Genomic DNA, 21,418 nt, shown 5'->3' with positions numbered 1-21,418 from the left:
CCAGTAAATTCGTTAGCATTGCGTAAGTTCTATAGTAATTAAATATTGATTAAGTAATAAATTAAGTAATATATGAAAAACTTTATCCTCAATCTACTCCGCTATCCTAAATTCTTAGCTCTCATCACTGGCGGAGTTCTGTCTATCGTCATTGCACCGATTATTCCTTTGTTCAAAAAACCTGTAACAGCGATCGCAATGCTTACGGCTCTAGTTAGTGGATTTATTGGTGTGTCCCTAGTATTAAGAGCTATGCTAGGACTGGACGTAGCTTAGTAAATTAGTTTTCATTTTGTCTAAGCCATATTTGCCTTAAGCAAAATGAAAACTAAAAAAGCTGCTTGAAGTTCAATGCGCTAATTTGCAGCATCTTGAAATATCAACGTGTTGGACATGTTAACCACTATGTTAGACATCGTAATCATTTTATTGCTCGGTATAGCGCCGCCAATCCTATCGTTATGGATGCTCCATCGCGCTCAAGTCACTTACACGCAAACAAATCGGCAAATCAATACTCCCATTATTCCCCCAGCCGCTAGCCTCAAAGCGTTACCTCCCGCCGATATGATTTGCATTGAGGGATATGGCTATGTGATTGGCAAAGTTAGCTGTAAGTACAATGCGCGATCGCCTTACATCCGTTGTGCTGTGAATCCTAGTGGTCCCTGTCAAGACTGTCGCTATTACGAAAGCCTATGATGAGGTCAATCTGGCAAGGTTGACCTGTCATCATCAATTGTCAAGGTTAGGATGGGTGATGCAAAGTGTTATCACTCCTAACACAAAATCAAACTTTACTGTGTAAATGTAAATCTATGGCTACTACAAGACGAGTTGCTCGTGTCGCCGAATTAATTAAACGAGAAGTCAGCAATATGTTGCTGAAAGATATTAAAGACGATCGCGTAGGTATGGGCATGGTCAGTGTTACCGATGCAGAACTGTCGGGCGATCTCCAACATGTGAAAATTTTTGTCAGCATCTATGGCACTGAGGAAGCCCGTCAGCAAACTATGGAGGCTCTAGCTTCGGCAACAGGCTACATTAAGCGTGAAGTGGGGCAAAGATTAGCATTACGTCGTGTTCCTGAAGTAGTCTTCCATGAGGATCGTTCCTTTGAACGTGGTGTCAAGGTCTTGTCGCTGATTAATCAACTAAGTCGAGAACGTGAAGAGAAGGAGTCTAAGTTAAGTGATTGAGTTATTTAAGGCAGGTGGGGCTGTCATGTACCCACTTGTGGCTCTATCAATATTTGCCTTAGCGGGGATCATGGAACGCCTAATTTTTTGGTTTGGCATCCTGCGGCTGGAGAAACAGACTGGAGAAAATATTTTGGCGATCGCGCGTCAAGATTTAAAATTAGCGGCTCAATTAGCTGAAAACTCGCTTAAGGTTCCCGTTGGACGCTTTCTCTATGCTCCTTTAGCCCTAGAAGATCCTGATCCTGAATTATTCCGTTTAGCCCTTGAAAGCTCTGCTGATGAGGAGTTAGCAGGAATGCTCAAGGGTGAAAAGCTCCTAGAAGCGGCGATTACTCTTGCACCTTTGTTAGGTCTGTTAGGAACGGTGACAGGATTAATCATCTCTTTTGGTTCTCTCAAAATTGGTGATGTTGCGGCGAATACAAAGTCGGGATCGCTAACTCAAGGTATCGGTGAGGCTCTAATTACAACTGCGACAGGTTTAATCATTGCAATTTTCACTTCTGCATTTCACCGTCTATTTCTAGCCTTTCAAGATCAGCAAGCCAAACTATTTATGAAGTTTGGCAATCAGCTAGAGCTAATCTATCGCCAACATTGGCAACAAAATAAATCTCATTCATAAAAAAGGGTTCGCATTGCGAACCCTTTTTTGTTTAGTGATTAACGGAAAAGAACAGTTAGCTCAATAACTGATTTGGCGGTTGTATTTTCAAGATTTGTAATGCAAATACTTTTACGGTTAGTTGATAGGACAGACTAACTATTACATCGTGAAATTGCAGAGTGGGACGGTATGGATGCAAATACTCCAGACAACATCACCTATCTGGAACTGTCAGAAGGCGATCAGGGCGCACATAAGTTTTATGAAGTTATTGTTGAAGGCGTAGAAGTCAAGATTCGCTATGGCAGGATTGGCGATAAAGGGCAGCAGCAAACTAAAGCCTATCCCACTACCGAAAAAGCGCAGAAAGAAGCCGCCAAAAAAATCAATGAGAAAATCCATAAGGGCTATGCCCCTGCGGTCATGGGCGCACGTAAAAAGCGATCGCCTACCTTGCGATCCATTGAGAGTACGCCTGCCACCGTCACTAGTCGCGCCCCGATTTTATGGTCATTTCGCGCCAACTCAGCCGCCTTTGGGATTTTTATTGATCGCGATCGCTGCTGGTTAGGCAATCAAGCAGGACAAGTATTTAACCTCGACCATGAGGGAAAAGTAAATAACCAATACCAACTACCCGACGGGGTAAAGTGCATTGTTGCCGATGATATGTGGATTTATGTAGGCTGTGATGATGGCAATGTCTATGATCTCAGTGGTAAATTTCCTCGACTTGCCTATGAAATTGACTCCCAGATTGATATTTACTGGCTCGATATTTGCGATGGCACATTAGCAGTTTCTGATGCCAATGGGGCGATCGTCAAAATCGAACCTACAGGCGAGCAATGGACGCGCCTTAGCCAAGGGCAAGCAGGCTGGATGGTACGTTGCGATCGCCAAAATATCTATCATGGACATAGCGGCGGAGTCACTGCCTATGACTTGCAAGCGGGACGACAACTATGGCATCAATCAACGGAGGGCATGGTTTTATTTGGTTGGCTAGATCATAGCGGAGTCTATGCAGGCACTTCTGCGAAGAAGCTCTATCGCATGGATACACAGGGTAATGTACAACAGATTTATAGCTGCGATGCCTCGGTCTATTGCTGTGCCACTTCGCCCAATGGAAACTATGTCTTTGCAGGCGATAACTCCTCCGCAATCTACTGTTTCGCCGCCTCAGGCAAGCGACTATGGAAATTAGGCACAGGTTGTGGCTCAGCCCTATCCATGCAGTTTCTCGATGATCGGCTCTATCTGGTGACAACCGATGGCGTATTAGCCTGTATGGATGCTTCCCAAAATGCGATCACCTCTGCTCAACAGGGACAAGTTCCTCAAGTGCGACAAACGAACACGAGTAATCTTCCCCACGCTGTGGTCGTGAATACCCCTCTAGAAACTACTCGCACCGCCGATCATCAATCATCGCAAGGTGTAATTGTCGAATGTATTCGGAAAGGGAGTGAACTCAAAATCCATGCTATTTCGGAAGGATATCATTCAGACTGGTTTGTGCAGTTTCCTCGTGACATTCGTGAAGAGGGAGCGAAATATTGGGTACAGGAATTAAGAGAAGCAGCAAGAGGAGGCTTCTATCGGGTCTATGGTGATATTAAGCGCTATGAAAGTTAACCACAATTGAGAGGTGCGCGTATGTCTTATTTCATCCATCGAGTTCCCAAGGCTCTAATTTTAGAATCAGTGACTACGGGCGGATTAGCTGGTGTTATGTTCTGTCCACATCCTAACGAATCCCGTAGAGCTTTTGAATATGACTATGGTTCGACCGAAGGTCGAGATTCATTGGTGAATATCAAGGATTTTCCTGAATTGGACTATTTACAGTTTTATTGTATAGAAAGTCCCTCTAGCTACCATTACGATCGCTGCTTTAACGACGCAGATTGGCTACATATCCGTCCCTTATTTTATATCGAAGGGAAAGCGATCGGCTATAACATGAGGAGGGATAAGCCACCCTTACCTAAAGCTCTAAATCCATTATGGGAATATACACCTCCCAATGAAAAGGGAAGTTGGAAAGTTGGCACATGGGCTTTATGGGCAGATGAGCAAACGATCTGGACAGGAAACCGTGATGGTCTGATTTTGACTTTTGCGCCCGATGGACAGATCCATAATCGTTGGCAACTACCCAAGACGACACGCTGTCTGACGGGAAATTCACAGGGGATCTATGCTACCTGTGATGATGGCAATCTCTACAATCTAATTGGGAAGTTGCCCCAAGTTGTGTATAACTGTCGTTCCGAAGCGGTTTCTCTTTGGTATGACTTTCTGATCTATGGACTAGATAGTTATGGCGATCGCTTACATATTAGCGATGTATATGGCAGAATTACGCAGCTTAATCATCAATTACAAGTGCAATGGCAACAACAGGTAGCCAGTGGACATTCTTGGTTCTTGCAGTCCGATGACTATGCTCTGTATCGGGGAAACCATCAGGGAGTCGCCGCCTATGCGATCGCAACTGGTAAGTTGTTATGGACTTATGCCACAGCCTGCGTTTTATGTGGAGTTTTAACGGAAGATACGATCATTATCGGTACGGGCGATCATCATCTCTATGAATTACAAAAGTCGGGAGACATTAAGGCAAAAACGACAGAGATTAAAGTCTTAGCGCTATGTGACGGTGCACCCTATGCTTGTACGCTCACGGATGATCAACAGACTATTTTTGTCGCCGATCATCAAGCCGATCTCTATGCCTTTAATCGCGCAGGTGAACGTTTATGGAAGTATCCCCTTAGTTGTGGTGTAGCTTTGGCAATGCGCTGTGTTGGCGATCGCCTTTATCTGACTACTACGGAGGGAACGATCGCCTGTTTTGATCTGATCGCAATTGCCAATCCTGCTCAACCAGTGACCATTACCAAGCGACCAATTGCCACGTCACCTGCATCTTCACCATCACCTGCGACAAAATCCCCTAAACTAGCCGAACAACCAAATCTCGCTCTGTCTACCTTGCAAACAGAGCTACAAGCCCTTGCTAATCCTGAGAAAGCGATCGCACTGGCGCGTTACTTCAAGACAGGTAAAGGGGAATATGGGGAAGGCGATCGCTTTTTAGGAATTACTGTGCCTGTCCAGCGTCAACTTGCTAAAAAATATCGTAATTTAGAGTTCAGTGAGATCGCCCAATTACTAGCTGGTGAATGGCATGAAGAAAGGCTCACAGGTTTATTGATCCTCACCTATCAGTTACCTAAGGCGAATTCTGAAAAGCAACAAGCGATCATTGACTTTTATCTTGCCCATACCAAGGCTGTGAATAATTGGGATCTTGTGGATATTAGTTGTCGTCCCATTTTAGGCAAATATCTTTTATCACGCGATCGCCAAATCCTCTATCAATTAGCACAATCTTCTAATCTATGGGAACAACGTATTGCGATCGTCACTACAGGTGAATTGATTAAAAATCACTCCTATGAAGATACTTTGGCGATCGCCCAAATATTACTAAATCATCCCCATGATCTCATTCACAAGGCAGTGGGCTGGATGCTGCGAGAAGTGGGCAAACAGGATCGACAGGTTTTAGTCAACTTCCTAGATCAATATGCCCCACAGATGCCGAGGGTAATGTTGCGCTATGCGATCGAGCATTTCGAGCAACCACAGCGACAGGAATATTTAATGCAAAAAGGTTTTATTTCCCTGACTTCGGCAGGGAAATAAAACCTCTTATAACTGGTGTTACATGGAACTCAGGGTATGAATTTCTTGCCGCTAGCACAGCAGGGCAACCACGGGGGGATTGCCTGCCCCTACCTGAATAATTTAAATTTTGGGTAGGGCTGTGCCCCAGTGCCAACCCCGCTATTTCAACATCGCTTACGCAATGCTAACGGAATTTACTGAGTTTTGAGTGGATGTAGCGCGGGCTTCGCCCGTGCTACATCCACTCTCTTTTTGGTAGCGTAGGTTTAAACTAGCAGTGATAAACCACTTAACATATTCAGCTTCAAGTCATGAGCGATCGCCCCACCCCCTATAACAGTAATAACCTAGAGACAAAGGGCTTAACTCCCTTGTCTGGATCTAGCTATGAACAGGGATCGCTCTTTAGTGAAGGGATTCAGCGGAGTACACGAGTCTATGACAGTGGTGCGAGTTATGAAATGGGAAGTCAGTCGTTGCAGGTATGGAAACAAGCGATCGCTAAATATCAAGATTCCATCACCACAATGATCCCCGCCACCCAAACTTCTCTATTTGACATCCCGTCTAGTCACTGCGATCCCCATGCAATCAATCCTTTTGCCCTACCATTTCAACCCGCTGAGTTCTATCGTTTACCCAGTGCCGATGCTGGAGATGCCTGTGTATACTTTGTTATCGATCTAGTCGCGTCATCTCAATTACCCGTGCTACTGTATATAGGAGAGACCTGTCGTTCTCATAAACGATGGAAAGGGCTTCATGACTGTAAGCGATATCTTCTAAATTACCGAGAACTACATAATACCCACAACCTCCCAAACCAAGTTGTTATGACCTTTTGGTGGGATGCCCCTTCATCCACTCGCCCTCGACAACAGCTAGAAAGAAGCCTGATTGCCAAGTGGCGATCGCCATTTAACAAAGAAAACTGGAACTTTTGGGGAACTCCTTTTGTAAACTGATCCGTCTCTAGTACCAGCTATCCTAGCTAGATAGCCTTCTCAACACATTCTCAACAAGATTAATATGGCTCCTCAAAATTTGCATTCTGATCAAGATATTAATGAATTATGGTTTGCCAAGTTCTTTATTGGCAGCATGGTGGCGATCGCCTGTCTCACAGTAATTTTATCGTTTTTGCCATCACCATCAGGATTACGCCATCAAGCACCAAATAAGTCTTCACTTTTGCCTGCCAACCCCTTGCCAACTCCTAATTGGCAACTTGTATAAGTTCATTCCCAAAGTGCTTAGAAGCGTTGAGAAATCCTCACAATACCTCGTAATACTAAACTTGCGTAATCCTGCGGAAGTAGATCTAAGTCTTTAATACCTTCAAGAATACCGATTCAGTCTGAGCCGCAAGTCGATCCCATGCAAAGCGCTCCTTTAGGTCAGTTTGAGCATTATTGACCAAGGATTGACCATATTCGCGATCGCTCAGAACCCGAATAATCCCATCAGCTAAAGAATTCGCATCATTAACTAGTGTGACAATTCCTGTAAACCCATGACGCACAACTTCAGGTAAGCCACCTGTATTAGAAACAACAAGGGGAATCTTGGCAGCAAAACTCTCTAAAGCAACAATACCAAAGGGTTCATATAGGCTCGGAAAGACGGCACAGCTAGCGATCGTTTGAAACTTCCAGAGATCAGCATCTGCCATAAATCCTGTAAATAACACTTTATGGTAAATCCCTAAATCCCAAGCTTGTCGCTGCAATAGAATAGAATAAGCATCGCCCGTACCAATAATTACGAGGCGAACGCGATCGCCCATTGCAGCGATTACCTTTGGCATAGCATTGAGCAATACATAAATCCCTTTCTCAAAAGTGATCCGCCCCACATAGTAAATAATTGCTTCTTCGGGTTTCGCATATTGCTCACGCAGTGCAAGGCGATCAAAGGGGATTTGATGGGCATCAGTAATATTTTTCCACCGCTCAACGCTCAACCCGTTGTAAACCACGTCAGTCTTGGATGCAGGACAGTCGAGTGCCCGTTGCAGTTCGCCCCGCATATATTCTGAACAGACAATCACTCTCTGAGCGGATTGCGTTAGCTTAATTTCTTTTTGATGGATATATCTTTGCGTATCATTATGAATTCCGTTACATCTTCCATATTCCGTAGCGTGAATAGTGGCAACTAAGGGGATTTGCAATTCCGTAGTTATAGCGATCGCGGTTTCTTCGACTAGCCAATCATGGGCATGAACGAGATCAATAGGATTTTGAGCTAAAAAATCTCTGGCAAATTTCGACATATTGATGTTCATTTGCACCACCCATTGAAAAAAATCATGATTTTTTTCAACATCAATACGGTGTACATAAATCCCATCAGCAATTGTTTCTAATGGCTCATTTTCAACCGCAACGGTGATTAAATGCACCTCATGTCCGCGCTTAACAACTTCAGGATATAGCTCCGCTACGTGACGAGAAATTCCTCCAATGATGCGCGGGGGGAACTCCCAAGCTAGAGCAAGAATACGCATGATATTTTAGGTAATGTTTGGTAGGAACGTAAGTAGCTATGCTTAGTTAACTATAAAGCCAAAAGAGGTTGTACCAAACCTTGTACTTGTTACTAAGTCTTTATATTTTGCAAAAATAGCGGCGGATCAGCGATGTCGGCTCTTTTTTGAAACGGGCTTTGAGAGAGGGTTTGCTATGCAAACCCTCTCTCAAAGCCCAAAAGTAAAAGCCTTGCTAAGCAAGGCTTTTACTTTTGGATTTTTAAAATTTGCCAGCTTAACCCGAACTGACGTTAATGGTACTTACAGAATTAAAAACCAGAGAAATTTTTGAAAGCGTGGCTTAGCCGCACTTTCAAAAATTTCTCTGGTTTTTAATTCACTGCAACGCACTGTAAATGCTTAAGAAACTCCTCAAGATATGTTATTCTCCCTGCATAATTTGTGATACTTTACATGGCAGTCGTGTGAATTGTGACAGGAGGCAGATGTGGCTGATAACAAAACTAAAGAAGTAATTGATCGCGTTTCTCAGCAAGTGGGGCAAACTTGGACAAAGGTTCAGCCACAGTTGCAAGCACTATTACTGAAGCTGGTTAAAAGTTTGCTTCCTGCCTTGCAGAATCTGCAAACTAAGTTAACGTCATCAGATGCGGCGACTGACACAAGCAAAATAAGTGATAACCCAACCTTAGATAAAGCGCTTCAGACTGGCAAAAGCATTTCTGCTAAGGCGATCGCTGCTTTAATTGTGGCTTTAACAAAACTACAACAAAGCTTAGAAAATCAAGAGGTTGCCCTTGATGCGACGGGTGAACCTGCGGCTCTGCTCAATGCTTCACCTGAAACCTCAGAATTGGCTGCACAGGTTAAACAAGAGTTTGGTATTGCTTGGAAATTTGTCAAAGAGCAAGTCACACCCAAGATTTTAGAATTTCTCCAATTCTCCGTAGATAAGCTTGATCCGATCGCTACAAATATTTGGCAAAAGGTTTCGACTAAGGCAGCAGCAACCCCATCATTAGTTGAGTCTTGGGAAAAGCTCCAAGAAAATGATGCTTGGAAAAAAACTGTTACGGCAACAGCACCTATCTGGCGCTCAATTAGTGGTATTGCGACACAGGTTCCACTGTCTGACGATGTGAAACGCATTCTCGATAAACGGGCGGGAACCGTCGCTCTAGTGACTTTGTTCTCACTGCTGATCATCCTCAAGCCTTCCCATGCCCATAGCCAAAACCTCAAAACTGCTGCTAAGTCTCCAGCACCAGTGAGTACTGTTGCCCAAAAGCAACCTAATGCTGTCAAGTCTGCTCCTGCGGCAAAGCCAGCACCCTCAGTCAATGATTTGGTAAAGCCAGAGCGTGGTGATGCTCCATTAACGGCTGAGCAAATTGCGATCGCCAAGATCCAAACCCAAGTATCAGAAGTCGCGAATCAATATGGCGAATCTTTGTTGGGTTCTGTGCAAACTAACTTTAAGCGTGGTCGCTTGATTGTGGCTCTTAATGACGGTTGGTATCAATTAGATCCTCAAAAACAGACGCAATTGGTAACAGACTTACAAAATAGAACGCGATCGCTCAATTTCAAGAAGTTATTGGTTGCTGATGCCCAAAATCATTTAATTGCCCGCAGTCCTGTTACTGGCAATGAAGTAATCATTTTGAGAAATTAAGTTTTTCCAACGTTTGAAATCGCGGCAAAACCGTGATTTCAAAAATTTATTTTAATAGAATGAAATATGTGGTGCGGCAAAGCCGCACCACATATTTCATTATGGAGGTTTACAAATCTATGGCAGAAATTAAAGATCAAAGACATCCCCAATACACTAAGGATCGGCAAATCCTAAACGATTTATTAACGCAAAATTCACCTAGTAATCGTGATTTTGCCGATCTTGCCCGTTTAATTATTCGTTACAAAGGTTTTATGGGAGCGCGGGATATTCAAGCAGATTTGATCAAAGTGCTTACCAAATGGCAATTTACTGAAGAAGAGTTATTTACTAAAACAAAAGCAATTCATGCGATCGGTAAAGTTTATATGGCTCAAGACGAAGGGCAAGATGATTGGGCTTAAGCCAAATAAAAGCTAATCGAGAAAACATGTCTATAATGCACTAGTGGGGTATTTAATTTTTATAAATAGTCAATGTCTAATTCTTCAAATAGTCAGATTCCTTACACCTACTCACAGCCATTAAATTCCCGCATCACCGTTTTGATTGTGGAGGATAGTGAAAGTCATCTGACTATTTATCGTCGATATTTACAATCTGACATCACTATTAATTATCAAATTTTAGAGGCACGTAGTTTAGAAGAAGCAATTAATATATGGCGATCGCATTTGATAGATTTAGTGATCCTTGACTTTAGATTGCCTGATGGGAATGGACTGAATTTTTTGGAGGTAATTGGTGAAGGTGCTACCGATCCCAAATTGCCAGTGATTATTGTGACTTTGTATAAGGATGGAATTGCTGCGGCAAATGCAATCAAGCTAGGGGCTGCCGACTATTTAATTAAGGATGAAATTAATTTCGCTTCATTTTGTCGCAGTATTCATAGCTTATTAGAAAGGTTTACTCTCCTTCGGAAGCTTCAGCGATCGCAGCAGCAAGAGACCTTAATTTCCACAATAGCGCTCCATGTCAGGCAATTCTTAGATCTCAATAAAATTTATGAAACCATTGTCCAAGATGTCAAAAGCTTTTTGAATGCCGATCGCACGGTCATTTATAAGTTCAACCCCGATATGAGTGGCAATATCGTTGCCGAAGCTGTTGATCAACCTTGGGTAGCTAGTTTGCATAGCAATATAGTTGACTCCTGTTTTCGAGATAACTTAGGTGGCGAATATCGACAGGGCAAAATTTTTGTCGCCAATGACATTTATCATGCCAACCTTAGTAACTGCCATATTCAGCTTTTAGAAAAGTTTCAAGTAAGAGCCAATCTCGTAGTTCCCATTCTCTTGCCTCAAGTTTCCAACCATCTTAATGGCTCTACGACTGCGAACCAATTAACTAATTCGCAATCTCTATGGGGATTACTGATCGTTCATCAATGCTCCCAGATTCGTAATTGGGAAGAACTAGATTTGCGCTTGCTTCAGCAATTGTCAGTACAACTAGCGATCGCCATTCATCAAGCAGAACTATATCAAAATCTACAACAGCTTAACTCTTCTCTAGAAGAAAAAATTCAACAACGTACTGCTGAGCTATTAGATCGAGAGCAGAAATTACGACAAAGTGAGGATCTTCTAAAAACATCCTTTGACAATGCACCTGTAGGCATGGCAACCCTCAGTTTAGAAGGTAAATTTCTGACGGTGAATCAAGAAATTTGCAAAATATATGGATATTCTGCCAATGAGCTATTACAAAAGTATGCATTTGAGATTACACATCCTGACTATGTCCATCTAACTCTATCTTGTTTAAATCGATTATTGTCTGGAGAATCTACAAATGACAGCATCGAAAAGCAATATCTTCATAAGAATGGCACTGCCATTGATGCCGTGAGCCATGTCAGTTTAGTCAATGGTATAGATAACAAGCCTATTCAATTTGTCGTAAGTGTTGAAGATGTCACCGAACGCAAACAAAATGAGGCAAAGCTCTCGGCTGCCAAGGTTGCGGAAGCGGCGAATAAAGCGAAGAGTGAATTTTTAGCCGCCATGAGTCATGAAATTCGCACACCAATGAATGCGGTGATCGGCATGACTGGACTATTAAGCAATACTCCTCTCTCTGAACAGCAGCAACAATTTGTCTCAGTAATTCGCCAAGGTGGAGAAGTACTATTATCAGTGATTAATAAAATTCTTGACTTTTCCCAGATTGAGTCAGGTGAGATTGAGATTGAAGAGAATACCTTTGATCTCCATTGCTTGATTGAAGAAATCCTTGAATTGATGGCATCTAGTGCTGAGGAAAAGTCCTTAGAGCTATCTCTCTTAATTGATATTGATGTTCCTCAAAGTATTATCAGTGACGCTACTTGTCTACGTCAGATTTTGGTAAATCTAATCGGCAATGCGATTAAATTCACTGACAATGGAGAAGTTGCGATTACTGTCACTGCTACTTTGTTGGATCAGGCGACAAATACATATCAATTGAATTTTACAGTAAGAGATACAGGTATTGGAATTGCACCTGAAGCGATCGCGCGACTGTTTAAACCTTTTAGTCAAGCCGATAGTTCGATTACTCGACAATATGGAGGAACTGGGTTAGGCTTAGCTATTAGCAAGGAACTTTGCCATCTCATGGGCGGAGATATTCAGGTTGAGAGTGAAGTTGGGCAAGGTGCAACTTTTCGATTTTCCATCTGTGCAAGAGCAATTAATACGGAACCATTAGCGATCGCGCCTGCACTAAAACATAAACAGATTCTGGTTATTCATACCAATAGAACAGTTCAGCAAATCATCTTGACCTATGGACAATTATGGGGGATGGTTGTGCATTCAGCCTATTCAGAAGTAGAAGCACTCAAGTATTTAGAATTATCAGACTTTGATGCTATTGTTATTGACCAAAATTTACAGTCTATCAATGTATTAGATTTAGCAAGTAATATCCATGATATTTTCTCTTCGTTACCGATTATTCTCTTGTCATCAGTAGTAAATAATCATGCTGGTAGCTCTAATCTCTTTTCTGACTATTTAACTAAACCAATTACTAGATCTAAGCTATATAATTCATTTCTTAACTTATTTACAGAAGATAACTCTCAAAAAATAATTCAACCATATCAAGACTTAACGGTAACTAACCACTTTGCAGATAACTATCCTTTACGAACTTTAATTGTTGAAGATAACTCGATCAATCAACAAATTCTCTTATTGATGTTAGAGCGATTAGGATACCAATGTGATGCAGTTGCGAATGGATTAGAAGCTGTTCATGCGTTAGAAAGACATAGCTACGATTTAGTTTTTATGGATATTCAAATGCCTACAATGGATGGGTTAACTGCTTGTCGAAATATTCGGCAATTATGCGATCGCAATCCTTGGATTGTGGGACTATCGGCAAATGCTTTTCGAGAGTCTCGCGACATAGCTTTAGCTGCGGGCATGAATGACTATCTTACTAAACCTTTAAAAATCGAAGATCTCGTCATTACTTTGCAGAGGGTGGCTGAGCGTTTACAAATCAAAACTAACTTCAATGCACCAACATTAGACTTAATGAAATTGCGATCACCTAGTCAGGAATATACCAATAAGTTATCATCCCAATATATAGATCATATAACTCAATTACCTGAGACATTATTAAATCAATATCAACCTAAACAGAAAGATGAGTCGCTAAATCATCAAGTCTCTGCTCAACTTTTATCTTCTATTGATGGGTTAGATATCATTAATCCAATCTCACTGGATATATTAGAACAATGCGTAGGTAAGTCGCATACATCCGAAATTATAAATTCTTATTTGGCTGAATCTGCGAGAGCGATTACATCTATGCAACAAGCTTTTCAACAACTAGATTTTTCTACTATTAGTTTTGAGAATCATTCGCTTAAGGGTGGTTGTGGCACTCTTGGTGCTGATAGAATGATGGCAATTTGTAAAGAATTAAGTTCGCTCTGTAAATCCTCAGATCATACTAGTAAGTTAAAGATTATAGAGTTAGCAATTCAACAATTAGAAATTGAATATAACAAAGTATATCAATTTTTCCATGAGGACAATTCAAACTAGGATTTGATATAGATAATTTAAATAAGAACTACAGCTTCGACTTCGCTCAGCTAGCTTACACCGATGGCTGAGCGGAGTCGAAGCCCCTCTGCAAATTATTTAAAACAACTATAAATTTTTGTGCCGCCCGCGTAGCGGGCGGCACAAAAATTTATCGCTATGCGAAACTAAACGGTCATTGCTTGAACTGGTGCAGAGATAGTTCCTGCTACTGGCAACTCACATCGATCTTGATATACGCTCAAATCAAACCAGAACGTCGTACCCACCCCAACCTCACTCTTAATATGGATTGTACTATGGTGCTTTTCGATGATGTTGCGGACAATCGATAAACCTAAGCCAGTACCTTCAAGGGTATGCACTTTATCCTCGACGCGGTAAAAACGATCAAATACGCGATCGCAATCTTCGGCAGGAATACCGCAACCTGTATCTTCGACTTCGACCCGCACATAATTGACAATGCGATGGGGCTGGGTGGTGGTTTGGTCTTGCCAAGGATAAATACGGATCGTTACTTTACCGCCAGCTTCAGTGAATTTGAGCGCATTGCCAACGAGATTAGATAACACCTGCAAAATCAAATCATAGTTACCCCAAATTCTTTCTAGATTTGGCGCAATTTCATGGATTAGCTCAATCCCCTTGGAGGAAGCATTGAGTTTATAGGTGCGTACCGTTTGTTCGATGGTTTCGGATAGATCGATCGCCGAGAAATGGTATTGACGACCCGACTCGAGGCGCGAGAGATCTAGTACATCATTGACAAGACGCGTCAGGCGATCGGTTTCATTATTTGCCGTACCGAGAAATTCTTTTTTCTGTTCATCGCTTAACTCATCGCCATATTCATGCAAAGTCTCAATAAAAGACTTGATATTAAATAATGGTGTGCGTAACTCATGGCTGACATTACTAATAAAACGGCTCTGGGCAGCATTTAGCTCCACCTCACGGGTGATGTCTTGGATCGTGATTGCAATCCCCTTAATGGCATTACTAGTACTTAATACGCTGGTAATCCAGATCCTAAAAGCATGGGCTAACACCGAGTCCCCCTTATCCCCCGATGCCATGATCCGAAATTCGCCACCTTCGCGATCGCCTGTAGCAATTTGCATCAGCGATCGCCCTAATTCCTCACTGAGTCGCTCTGGTAAAATATTTAAGATACTTTTACCTTTCCAGCTACTATTTTCTGCATCCTGCTCCCAGCCCATGATTTTAATCGCCGCAGGGTTAGCAAGGACAATTCGCATATCCGAGTCCAGTAATAATGCCCCATCTGCGATCGTCGATACCAAGGTTTCTAGCTTTGCCTTTTGAGCTGTTAACTCCTCAATGTTTTGCTCCTCATAGGTTTTGAGCCTCTGAGCCATCTCATTAAAACTACGAATCAATTCCCCTAATTCACCCCCAAAAGGCAGATCAATGCGCTGCTTAAAATTACCACTGGCAATATTTTGTACCCCTGCCACTAGTTCCCGCAGTGGTCGCGTAATTGTCACCGCATTCGATGCAGCCCCCAAAATTACCATTGCCCAAATCGACACAAAGACGGCTGTCGTTACATCTAAAGTCAATCCCGAAGAAGCAACTGCCGTAGGATTGGGATTAATCCCGATCGCAATAATTCCTAGGGATTTACCATCATGTTGTAGATTTACAAAAATATCGGTTACTTCGCCCTGTGGTGTAATATGCTGACGTACTAAAGGGCGATCGGGGCGTGTCATCGGATCTTCAGGTAACTGAATCCTCCGCCTGATGCTCAGCGAATTTTGCACCTCATTGGAATTAAACGGGATACCATAAAAAATTTCGCCATCGGGATCGGCGTAAAGAATATAGCGGATGCTAGAGCTACTATCGTAAAATTCTTTAGATAGTCGCGTTACTTCCTCTAGATCATTTTTCGCAACTAAAGGGGCAACATTAGCAGCAAGTAACAATCCCAAGTCTTTGCCAAAGCGCGTATCATTGAGGCGAGCATCGGTTTGAATATCGTTGACCGCCCAAAATGTGACCGCACTCATTAACAAAGACACTAACAGCGTAATCAGAGCCATTAGCTTCGTTTGTAGTGAAAACTCTGTCCACCAACGTCGAGATGTATTGTAAATTTGAATCAAAAAGTTCATCTTTTTGTAGGCATTTGTTAGATTTTTGTATGGCTTTTCGTTTAATATGTGCGATCGAAACGCAAGGGTAAGGATCTCAAGATGGATGAGGCTAGCATTGTCAGTGCGATACAGGCAGACCTTCAAAACTATAAGGTAAAAACCCAAATCCGCCGCAAGGAATCTCAGCTACATGTTCTAATCTCTAGAGCCGATGGCGATGAGATTGACTACGCATCTCTCTATGATATTGTGAAACGCCGTGTAGATAAGCTAGGTATCGAATGGGCAAGTAGCTTAGTACTATATGGCAGAATCGCTGGAGCCAAACATCCCGAATGGCAAAGAAAAGGTGATATCAAGCCACCTTTACCATTGATTGAACTTGATCTCGATGACCTAGAGGAATTAGAAGGGCTAGGAGAGCTAGGAAATCTAACTTTCCCAACCGAAACTAGTGATGAGACCACAATTCAGGGAAATGAGCTTAAGCCAGATATTCCTGAGACATTTGAAGGTTTTAAGCAAAGCATTGAGAATGACCTGAGAAGGGCAGCTTTAAAGAATGGTACTAATAGTACTGATACTCGTGTAAGTAGCAATGGTAATCACAAAAACGAGCGGGTTGAAGACTTTGATTTTGGGGATTTAGATTTAGGGGAATTTAAACTAGATAAACTCAAGCAAAATACCTTTGAGTTAGATAGCCTAGAGCCAGATCCTCTAGATGCAGATGCTTTTGATTTAAAGCATCCATCTCCAAATCATCGATCGCCTATAGATAAAGACGCTTGGACAGATGATGATCTTGCCTTAGATCAAACCACAATGGCTATGCCCATGCCATTGCCGCCACCTCCGCCATTACCACCTACGAGACGGACTCCAAAATCTGTTGATGAGAGTGAAAAACAACCAGAACTAGAAAAGACAGCCGAACCTAAGTCTAAATCATTGCTTGTATCTAGTGTCGTTGTCGTCGTAGCGATCAGCATCTTGGGGATATGTGGTTGGCTCCTATGGGATCGTTCGGTACAACAAAAATATATTACCAATGCCCGTGATTTGAGTAACCAACCCCCCAATCCCAAAACAGTTACAAAATTAGAATCCCTGACCGAAACTCGCAATCAATTACAATCGACTATTTCGCAATTAGAAGATGTTCCTGATCGCCCTGCTTCATTGTATACGGATGCTCAGGCTGAGTTAACAGCTTTGCGTCCGAAGCTAGAGGAATTTGATCGCAAGATTAATTTGGAGCAGGATGCGAATAAGAAGTTGGAGTCTGCGAAGAATGGCACAATTGAGGCAGCTAAACTAGTTCAAAATCCACCCCATAAATCCACTGTTTGGAAATCCGCCCAAGAGAAGCGTCAACAGGCGATCAAATTATTGGAAGAAATTCCTACCGATTCTTTGCTATATGCAGATGCTCAAAAAGCACTCAAAATCTATCGTGCTGAATTAGTCCAAATCAGCAAATGGGTAGATATTCAACAAAGAGCTGAGTCTGCGGCAGCTAATGTCAATCCTACTGTCGTGAATCAATTAAAGCAGTTGAAGAGTAAGGCTCCAGAGAAACAGAAGTTTTTACCTCAATGCAAAGTCATTTTGCAACCGCAAATTTCTAATTTTGATAGTCAAAGGGTAGGATTGCCCGCAGTTACTCTAACCGAATATCTATGTGCCTATTTCTGGGATTCATAGTTGTGTTTTCCAGATCAGTTTGCATTTAGGCTCTTGCGGATAAAAAATGTTTCACCAAAGTTATCTAGCTTCGACTTCGCTCAGCTAACGTTGGCTGAGCGGAGCCGAAGCCACAGGTACTTTAATAGCAAGTCCCTTATCGCTAAGCAATGCTTCCAATCCTTGCAGATTAACTAATTACGCCAAAATTTTGATAACTATTGGGTGGAACTTTAGATGACTTATTCTCTGCGAATTGTCGATATGGCTGAGAGCGATCGCCCAAGGGAAAGATTACTCAGCCAAGGAGTTCGCAGTCTCTCTAATGCCGAATTAGTCGCGATCCTACTAGGCACGGGACAGGGAGCAGGCAAGCTATCGGCAGTAGGGTTGGGACAGTTAATTTTGCAGACCATTGGCAAAGATCGCACTGGTGATCCTGTCGCGGCTTTGCAAACGGTATCCGCCGAAGAGCTCATGCAAATTGAGGGTGTGGGTCCCGCCAAGGCTACAGCAATTTTGGCAGCGATCGAGTTAGGAAAAAGGGCACTTTATGCGAAGCCGCCTGACTTGACCGAAGTGACCGATCCTGCAATCGCGGCGGCGGCTCTTAGTCAAGATCTGATGTGGCAACCACAGGAACGCCTCGCCGTGGTCATGCTCGATAACAAAAATCGCATCATTGCTCAACGGATCATCACCATTGGCACAGCGACAGAAACCCTTGCTCATCCCCGTGATATTTTTCGAGAAGTGCTTAAAAGTGGGGCAGTACGTCTGATCGTGGCTCACAATCATCCATCAGGGAATACTACGCCTAGTCCTGAAGATATTAAGCTTACACGCCAATTGTTAGAAGCTGCGAGAATGCTAAGTATTCCTCTCTTAGATCACTTAATTTTAGGGAACGGAAGCTTTTCGAGTATTCGTGAAGTTTCAACATTATGGAAAGAGATTCCCCAATCAGAGTAAGATTGCAGAAAAAACTGCTGTCATAGAACATAAAAATTGTGCCTTCCCGACCTCTACCATCACCAATTTTATCTGGACAACCACTCACGGCACTTGCCCCCATGCAGGATGTAACCGATCTTGCCTTCATGCAAATGCTTAGCGAATATGGCTGTCCCGATTATTACGTGACTGAATATTTTCGGGTATATGCCAACTCTAATCTCGACAAAAAGATTCTCAAATCAATTACCTGTAATACGACGGGTAGACCCGTATTTGCTCAATTAATTGGCGAAAGCATTCCTGATATGTTGCGGATTGCTCAGCAGCTTACCAAGTACCCGATCGCAGGAATTGATCTTAACCTTGGCTGTCCTGCGCCGCGTGTCTATCGCAAAAATGTTGGGGGTGGGCTATTGCGCGAACCTGAAACCATCGAGCGGATTTTTGATGCTTTGCGATCGCAAATTTCGGGACTCTTTACTGTGAAAATGCGCGTAGGCTTTGACTCGACCGATAATTTTGAAAAACTTTTATATCTAATCAATCAATATCAAATTGATCTGCTGAGCTTGCATGGGCGCACAGTCAAGGAGTTATATCGTGGCGAAGTGCATTATGACTTAATCCGTCAAGCAGTACAAACTGTTAATTGTCCTGTATTAGCCAATGGCAATGTCACTTCTTACCTCAAAGCCGAACAGGTTATTCAAGAAACAGGGGCGGCAGGAGTGATGATCGGGCGATCAGCGATTCGCAATCCTTGGATCTTTCAGCAAATTCGCGATCGCTTTGCAGGAAATCCTGTCCAAGTAATTACCCTAGCGGATGTGTACAAATATATTCAGCATCTATTTGCGATTACTTGCCAAGATACACTCAGAGAGAAATCCCATGTAAATAGTTTGAAGAAGTTCTTGAACTTTATTGGTACTGGTATCGATCCCGAAGGCAAATTCTTAGCAGGAATGCGCTTAGTGCAGTCAAAGCAAGAGCTTTTTGATTTGTGCGATCGCCATTTATTGACAAATCCTGAACTTCCCTTTGCGATCGAACCATACGAAAATCTAGTAGCGCGTCCTAGTTGTGAATCCTGTGAATAAGTATATGTTCTCATTGAAAAAGTTTTGGAAGTTATTAATTGGCTGCTGCCTCATATTTTTGACAGTCTTTAGCATTGCTCATTTACCAGCTATAGCAGCAAGCGATCGCACCTTTCTGAATGTATCGCTAGACTTCATTAATGAGTATAAATTACCAAAACAAAAGTTTGAGAATACTCCCGTCGGTGGGCTATCAGGACTCACTTATGATCGCTTTGAAAATACTTTCTACGCTATTTCTGACGATCGCAGTGAATTTGCTCCCGCAAGATTTTATGCTCTCAAGTTGAAATTCAGTTCTGAACCAGAGCATCCTAATCTGGAAAATGTGGAAGTAATCGGTGTGGACTTGCTCAAAGATAAAACAGGCAATACCTATCCCAAGGGCGAAGTTGATCCTGAAGGAATTGCCTTAACAGGCGATCGCACGGTGTTAATTTCCAGTGAAGGTGTAACTAGCAAAGGCATTCCGCCATTTATTGATGAGTTCGATCTCTTGACAGGGAAATGGCTACGCAGTTTACCAATTCCGCAGCGCTATTTGTTCGAGCCAAAAAAGGAATCAAATTCCAACCAAAATCAGATTTCTAAATCGGAGCCACAGGGAGTAAGAGATAATCTTGGCTTTGAATCCCTCACAGTAATTCGCGACTCAATCGGCGATCCCTATCGCGTTTTTACAATTACCGAAAATGCTCTAGCTCAGGATACTCAATCCGATGCAAGCCAACCATCGGAAAGTCGATTTTTGCATTATCTAGTTGGCAATATTGCACCGCTAATTGTTGCCGAGCATCGTTATCCTGTCGAAGCGATGACTCCACCTGTTACCCAAATCGGCGTAAATGATCTGGTCGCACTCGATCGCGGTGGACATTTCCTCACCCTTGAGCGCTCTAATGGCACAGCAGGACTGAGTGCGAAAATCTGGCAAATTGCTACGGGCAGTGCTGATGACACCTCATCAATTAAAAGCTTTCGCTCTAGTCCCAACGTGCGATCGATTCGTAAAAGTCTAGTTCTAGATTTGGCAACCCTTGGCATTAAATTAGACAATTTAGAAGGAATGGCGATCGGTCCCCGTTTAGCCGATGGTTCACAAAGTCTTATTCTGGTAAGTGATGATAATTTTAGCGATCACCAATTCACTCAATTTCTAGTATTTCGACTTAATCGTAATTCCAGTATCGTCCGCTAAATACCTGCTTTGACAAAGAACTGCTCCGATGTGACTGCTAAATTAGGAAACAACTCATCCGTTAATAGGCGATCGCCTCGATAAGTCTCAGGTGGGCGATCGCCAAAAAACACGGTGATACTTCGCATGGGTGGGTAAACTACCCACACCCGATCCACACCTGCACTTAAATAATCGGTTGCTTTCTGTGCTAATTGATTAAATGTCTGATCAGGCGAGACAATCTCGATCACCAACTCAGGCAAGACTGGACATGGCGCATCCTCACGCCAATCTGAGGCAAGGCGATCGTAGGAAACATAGAGTAAATCAGGTACAGGAACCCAGTCTTGACCACGTCGTTTCAAAACTACTGACCATTCCACTCTTACGCGCCCAATTCCATCACTCCACGCTGAAAGATCAACCCAAAATACCGTTGTCAAAGAAGAATGAAAAAACTTTGGTGACACTTTCTTAATTGCCTCTCCATCAACTAGTTCATAACTTTCATCGGTTTCTGGTAAATTCAAAAATTGCTCTAGGGTCAGGGTTTGCAATATTTCTGAGCCATGAATAGCTTGTTCTTGAGACTTTTCTATCACAACACTAGTCATTTTTTAATCTC

Annotated in this window: 18 protein-coding genes; 15 read left to right on the top strand and 3 right to left on the bottom strand. The window is 42.6% G+C overall.

Features of this window, described 5'->3' with window-relative positions; genetic code table 11:
• Positions 1–72: 72 nt before the first annotated feature.
• From HC246_RS18400 to HC246_RS18365, 8 genes are all read left to right on the top strand, one after another.
• On the top strand, positions 73–276 hold the full coding sequence (locus tag HC246_RS18400; protein WP_169364904.1) for a DUF751 family protein: 204 nt from the start codon (positions 73–75) through the stop codon (positions 274–276).
• Between the two features lie 129 nt (positions 277–405).
• Positions 406–702 carry a DUF6464 family protein gene (locus tag HC246_RS18395; protein WP_169364903.1) on the top strand — a complete coding sequence of 99 codons (297 nt, stop codon included), beginning with the start codon at positions 406–408 and terminating at the stop codon, positions 700–702.
• 116 nt (positions 703–818) lie between these two features.
• Positions 819–1,202: a 30S ribosome-binding factor RbfA gene (gene rbfA / locus HC246_RS18390; protein ID WP_169364902.1), complete on the top strand. Its 384-nt coding sequence runs from the start codon at positions 819–821 to the stop codon at positions 1,200–1,202.
• Positions 1,195–1,830 carry a MotA/TolQ/ExbB proton channel family protein gene (locus tag HC246_RS18385; RefSeq protein WP_169364901.1) on the top strand — a complete coding sequence of 212 codons (636 nt, stop codon included), beginning with the start codon at positions 1,195–1,197 and terminating at the stop codon, positions 1,828–1,830. The genes rbfA and HC246_RS18385 overlap by 8 nt, the downstream gene beginning before the upstream one ends.
• 171 nt (positions 1,831–2,001) lie before the next feature.
• On the top strand, positions 2,002–3,453 hold the full coding sequence (locus HC246_RS18380) for a WGR domain-containing protein (protein WP_169364900.1): 1,452 nt from the start codon (positions 2,002–2,004) through the stop codon (positions 3,451–3,453).
• A 1,353-nt stretch (positions 3,454–4,806) separates the two neighbouring features.
• Positions 4,807–5,532, top strand: coding sequence for a DNA alkylation repair protein (locus HC246_RS27010; RefSeq protein ID WP_225903061.1), 726 nt, complete (start codon positions 4,807–4,809; stop codon positions 5,530–5,532).
• 293 nt (positions 5,533–5,825) lie between these two features.
• On the top strand, positions 5,826–6,479 hold the full coding sequence (locus HC246_RS18370; RefSeq protein ID WP_169364898.1) for a GIY-YIG nuclease family protein: 654 nt from the start codon (positions 5,826–5,828) through the stop codon (positions 6,477–6,479).
• 64 nt (positions 6,480–6,543) lie between these two features.
• A complete protein-coding gene (locus tag HC246_RS18365; RefSeq protein ID WP_169364897.1) occupies positions 6,544–6,750 on the top strand; it encodes a hypothetical protein in 207 nt (68 codons plus the stop codon).
• A gap of 85 nt (positions 6,751–6,835) precedes the next feature.
• On the opposite strand, the gene HC246_RS18360 is transcribed toward HC246_RS18365, so the two are convergent.
• Positions 6,836–8,023 carry a glycosyltransferase family 4 protein gene (locus tag HC246_RS18360; RefSeq protein WP_169364896.1) on the bottom strand — a complete coding sequence of 396 codons (1,188 nt, stop codon included), beginning with the start codon at positions 8,021–8,023 and terminating at the stop codon, positions 6,836–6,838.
• Positions 8,024–8,492: 469 nt separating this feature from the next.
• On the opposite strand from HC246_RS18360, the gene HC246_RS18355 reads away from it, so the two are divergent.
• The 3 genes from HC246_RS18355 (at position 8,493) to HC246_RS18345 (ending at position 13,744) form a co-directional block, all read left to right on the top strand.
• Positions 8,493–9,680, top strand: coding sequence for a hypothetical protein (locus HC246_RS18355; protein WP_169364895.1), 1,188 nt, complete (start codon positions 8,493–8,495; stop codon positions 9,678–9,680).
• Between the two features lie 119 nt (positions 9,681–9,799).
• Positions 9,800–10,087: a DUF3288 family protein gene (locus HC246_RS18350; protein WP_169364894.1), complete on the top strand. Its 288-nt coding sequence runs from the start codon at positions 9,800–9,802 to the stop codon at positions 10,085–10,087.
• 72 nt (positions 10,088–10,159) lie between these two features.
• Entirely contained in the window at positions 10,160–13,744 is a 3,585-nt protein-coding gene (locus HC246_RS18345) for a response regulator (RefSeq protein WP_169364893.1), read from the top strand.
• 167 nt (positions 13,745–13,911) lie between these two features.
• Here the strand turns inward: HC246_RS18345 and nblS are convergent, their stop codons facing one another.
• Positions 13,912–15,888 (bottom strand): two-component system sensor histidine kinase NblS, encoded by a 1,977-nt coding sequence (gene nblS / locus HC246_RS18340; protein WP_169364892.1) that lies wholly within the window; start codon positions 15,886–15,888, stop codon positions 13,912–13,914.
• 48 nt (positions 15,889–15,936) lie between these two features.
• Between nblS and HC246_RS18335 the strand changes: the two genes are divergently transcribed.
• From HC246_RS18335 to HC246_RS18320, 4 genes are all read left to right on the top strand, one after another.
• Positions 15,937–17,577: a hypothetical protein gene (locus tag HC246_RS18335; protein ID WP_169364891.1), complete on the top strand. Its 1,641-nt coding sequence runs from the start codon at positions 15,937–15,939 to the stop codon at positions 17,575–17,577.
• A gap of 216 nt (positions 17,578–17,793) precedes the next feature.
• The gene (radC, locus tag HC246_RS18330) at positions 17,794–18,528 is read left to right on the top strand and encodes a RadC family protein (protein ID WP_169364890.1); all 735 of its coding nucleotides are present in this window, start codon (positions 17,794–17,796) and stop codon (positions 18,526–18,528) included.
• 101 nt (positions 18,529–18,629) lie between these two features.
• The gene (locus tag HC246_RS18325) at positions 18,630–19,613 is read left to right on the top strand and encodes a tRNA dihydrouridine synthase (protein ID WP_169365229.1); all 984 of its coding nucleotides are present in this window, start codon (positions 18,630–18,632) and stop codon (positions 19,611–19,613) included.
• A 58-nt stretch (positions 19,614–19,671) separates the two neighbouring features.
• Positions 19,672–20,811, top strand: a complete 1,140-nt coding sequence (locus tag HC246_RS18320; RefSeq protein ID WP_211167846.1) for an esterase-like activity of phytase family protein — start codon at positions 19,672–19,674, stop codon at positions 20,809–20,811.
• Here the strand turns inward: HC246_RS18320 and HC246_RS18315 are convergent.
• Complete coding sequence (locus tag HC246_RS18315; RefSeq protein ID WP_169364889.1) at positions 20,808–21,407, bottom strand: Uma2 family endonuclease; 600 nt, start codon at positions 21,405–21,407, stop codon at positions 20,808–20,810. The genes HC246_RS18320 and HC246_RS18315 overlap by 4 nt on opposite strands.
• Between the last annotated feature and the right edge of the window lie 11 nt (positions 21,408–21,418).

Source organism: Pseudanabaena yagii GIHE-NHR1 (genome assembly GCF_012863495.1).
Lineage (GTDB): Bacteria > Cyanobacteriota > Cyanobacteriia > Pseudanabaenales > Pseudanabaenaceae > Pseudanabaena > Pseudanabaena yagii.
Note: the sequence above shows the minus strand (reverse complement) of the source record. Positions and strands in the feature narration are given on the sequence as shown.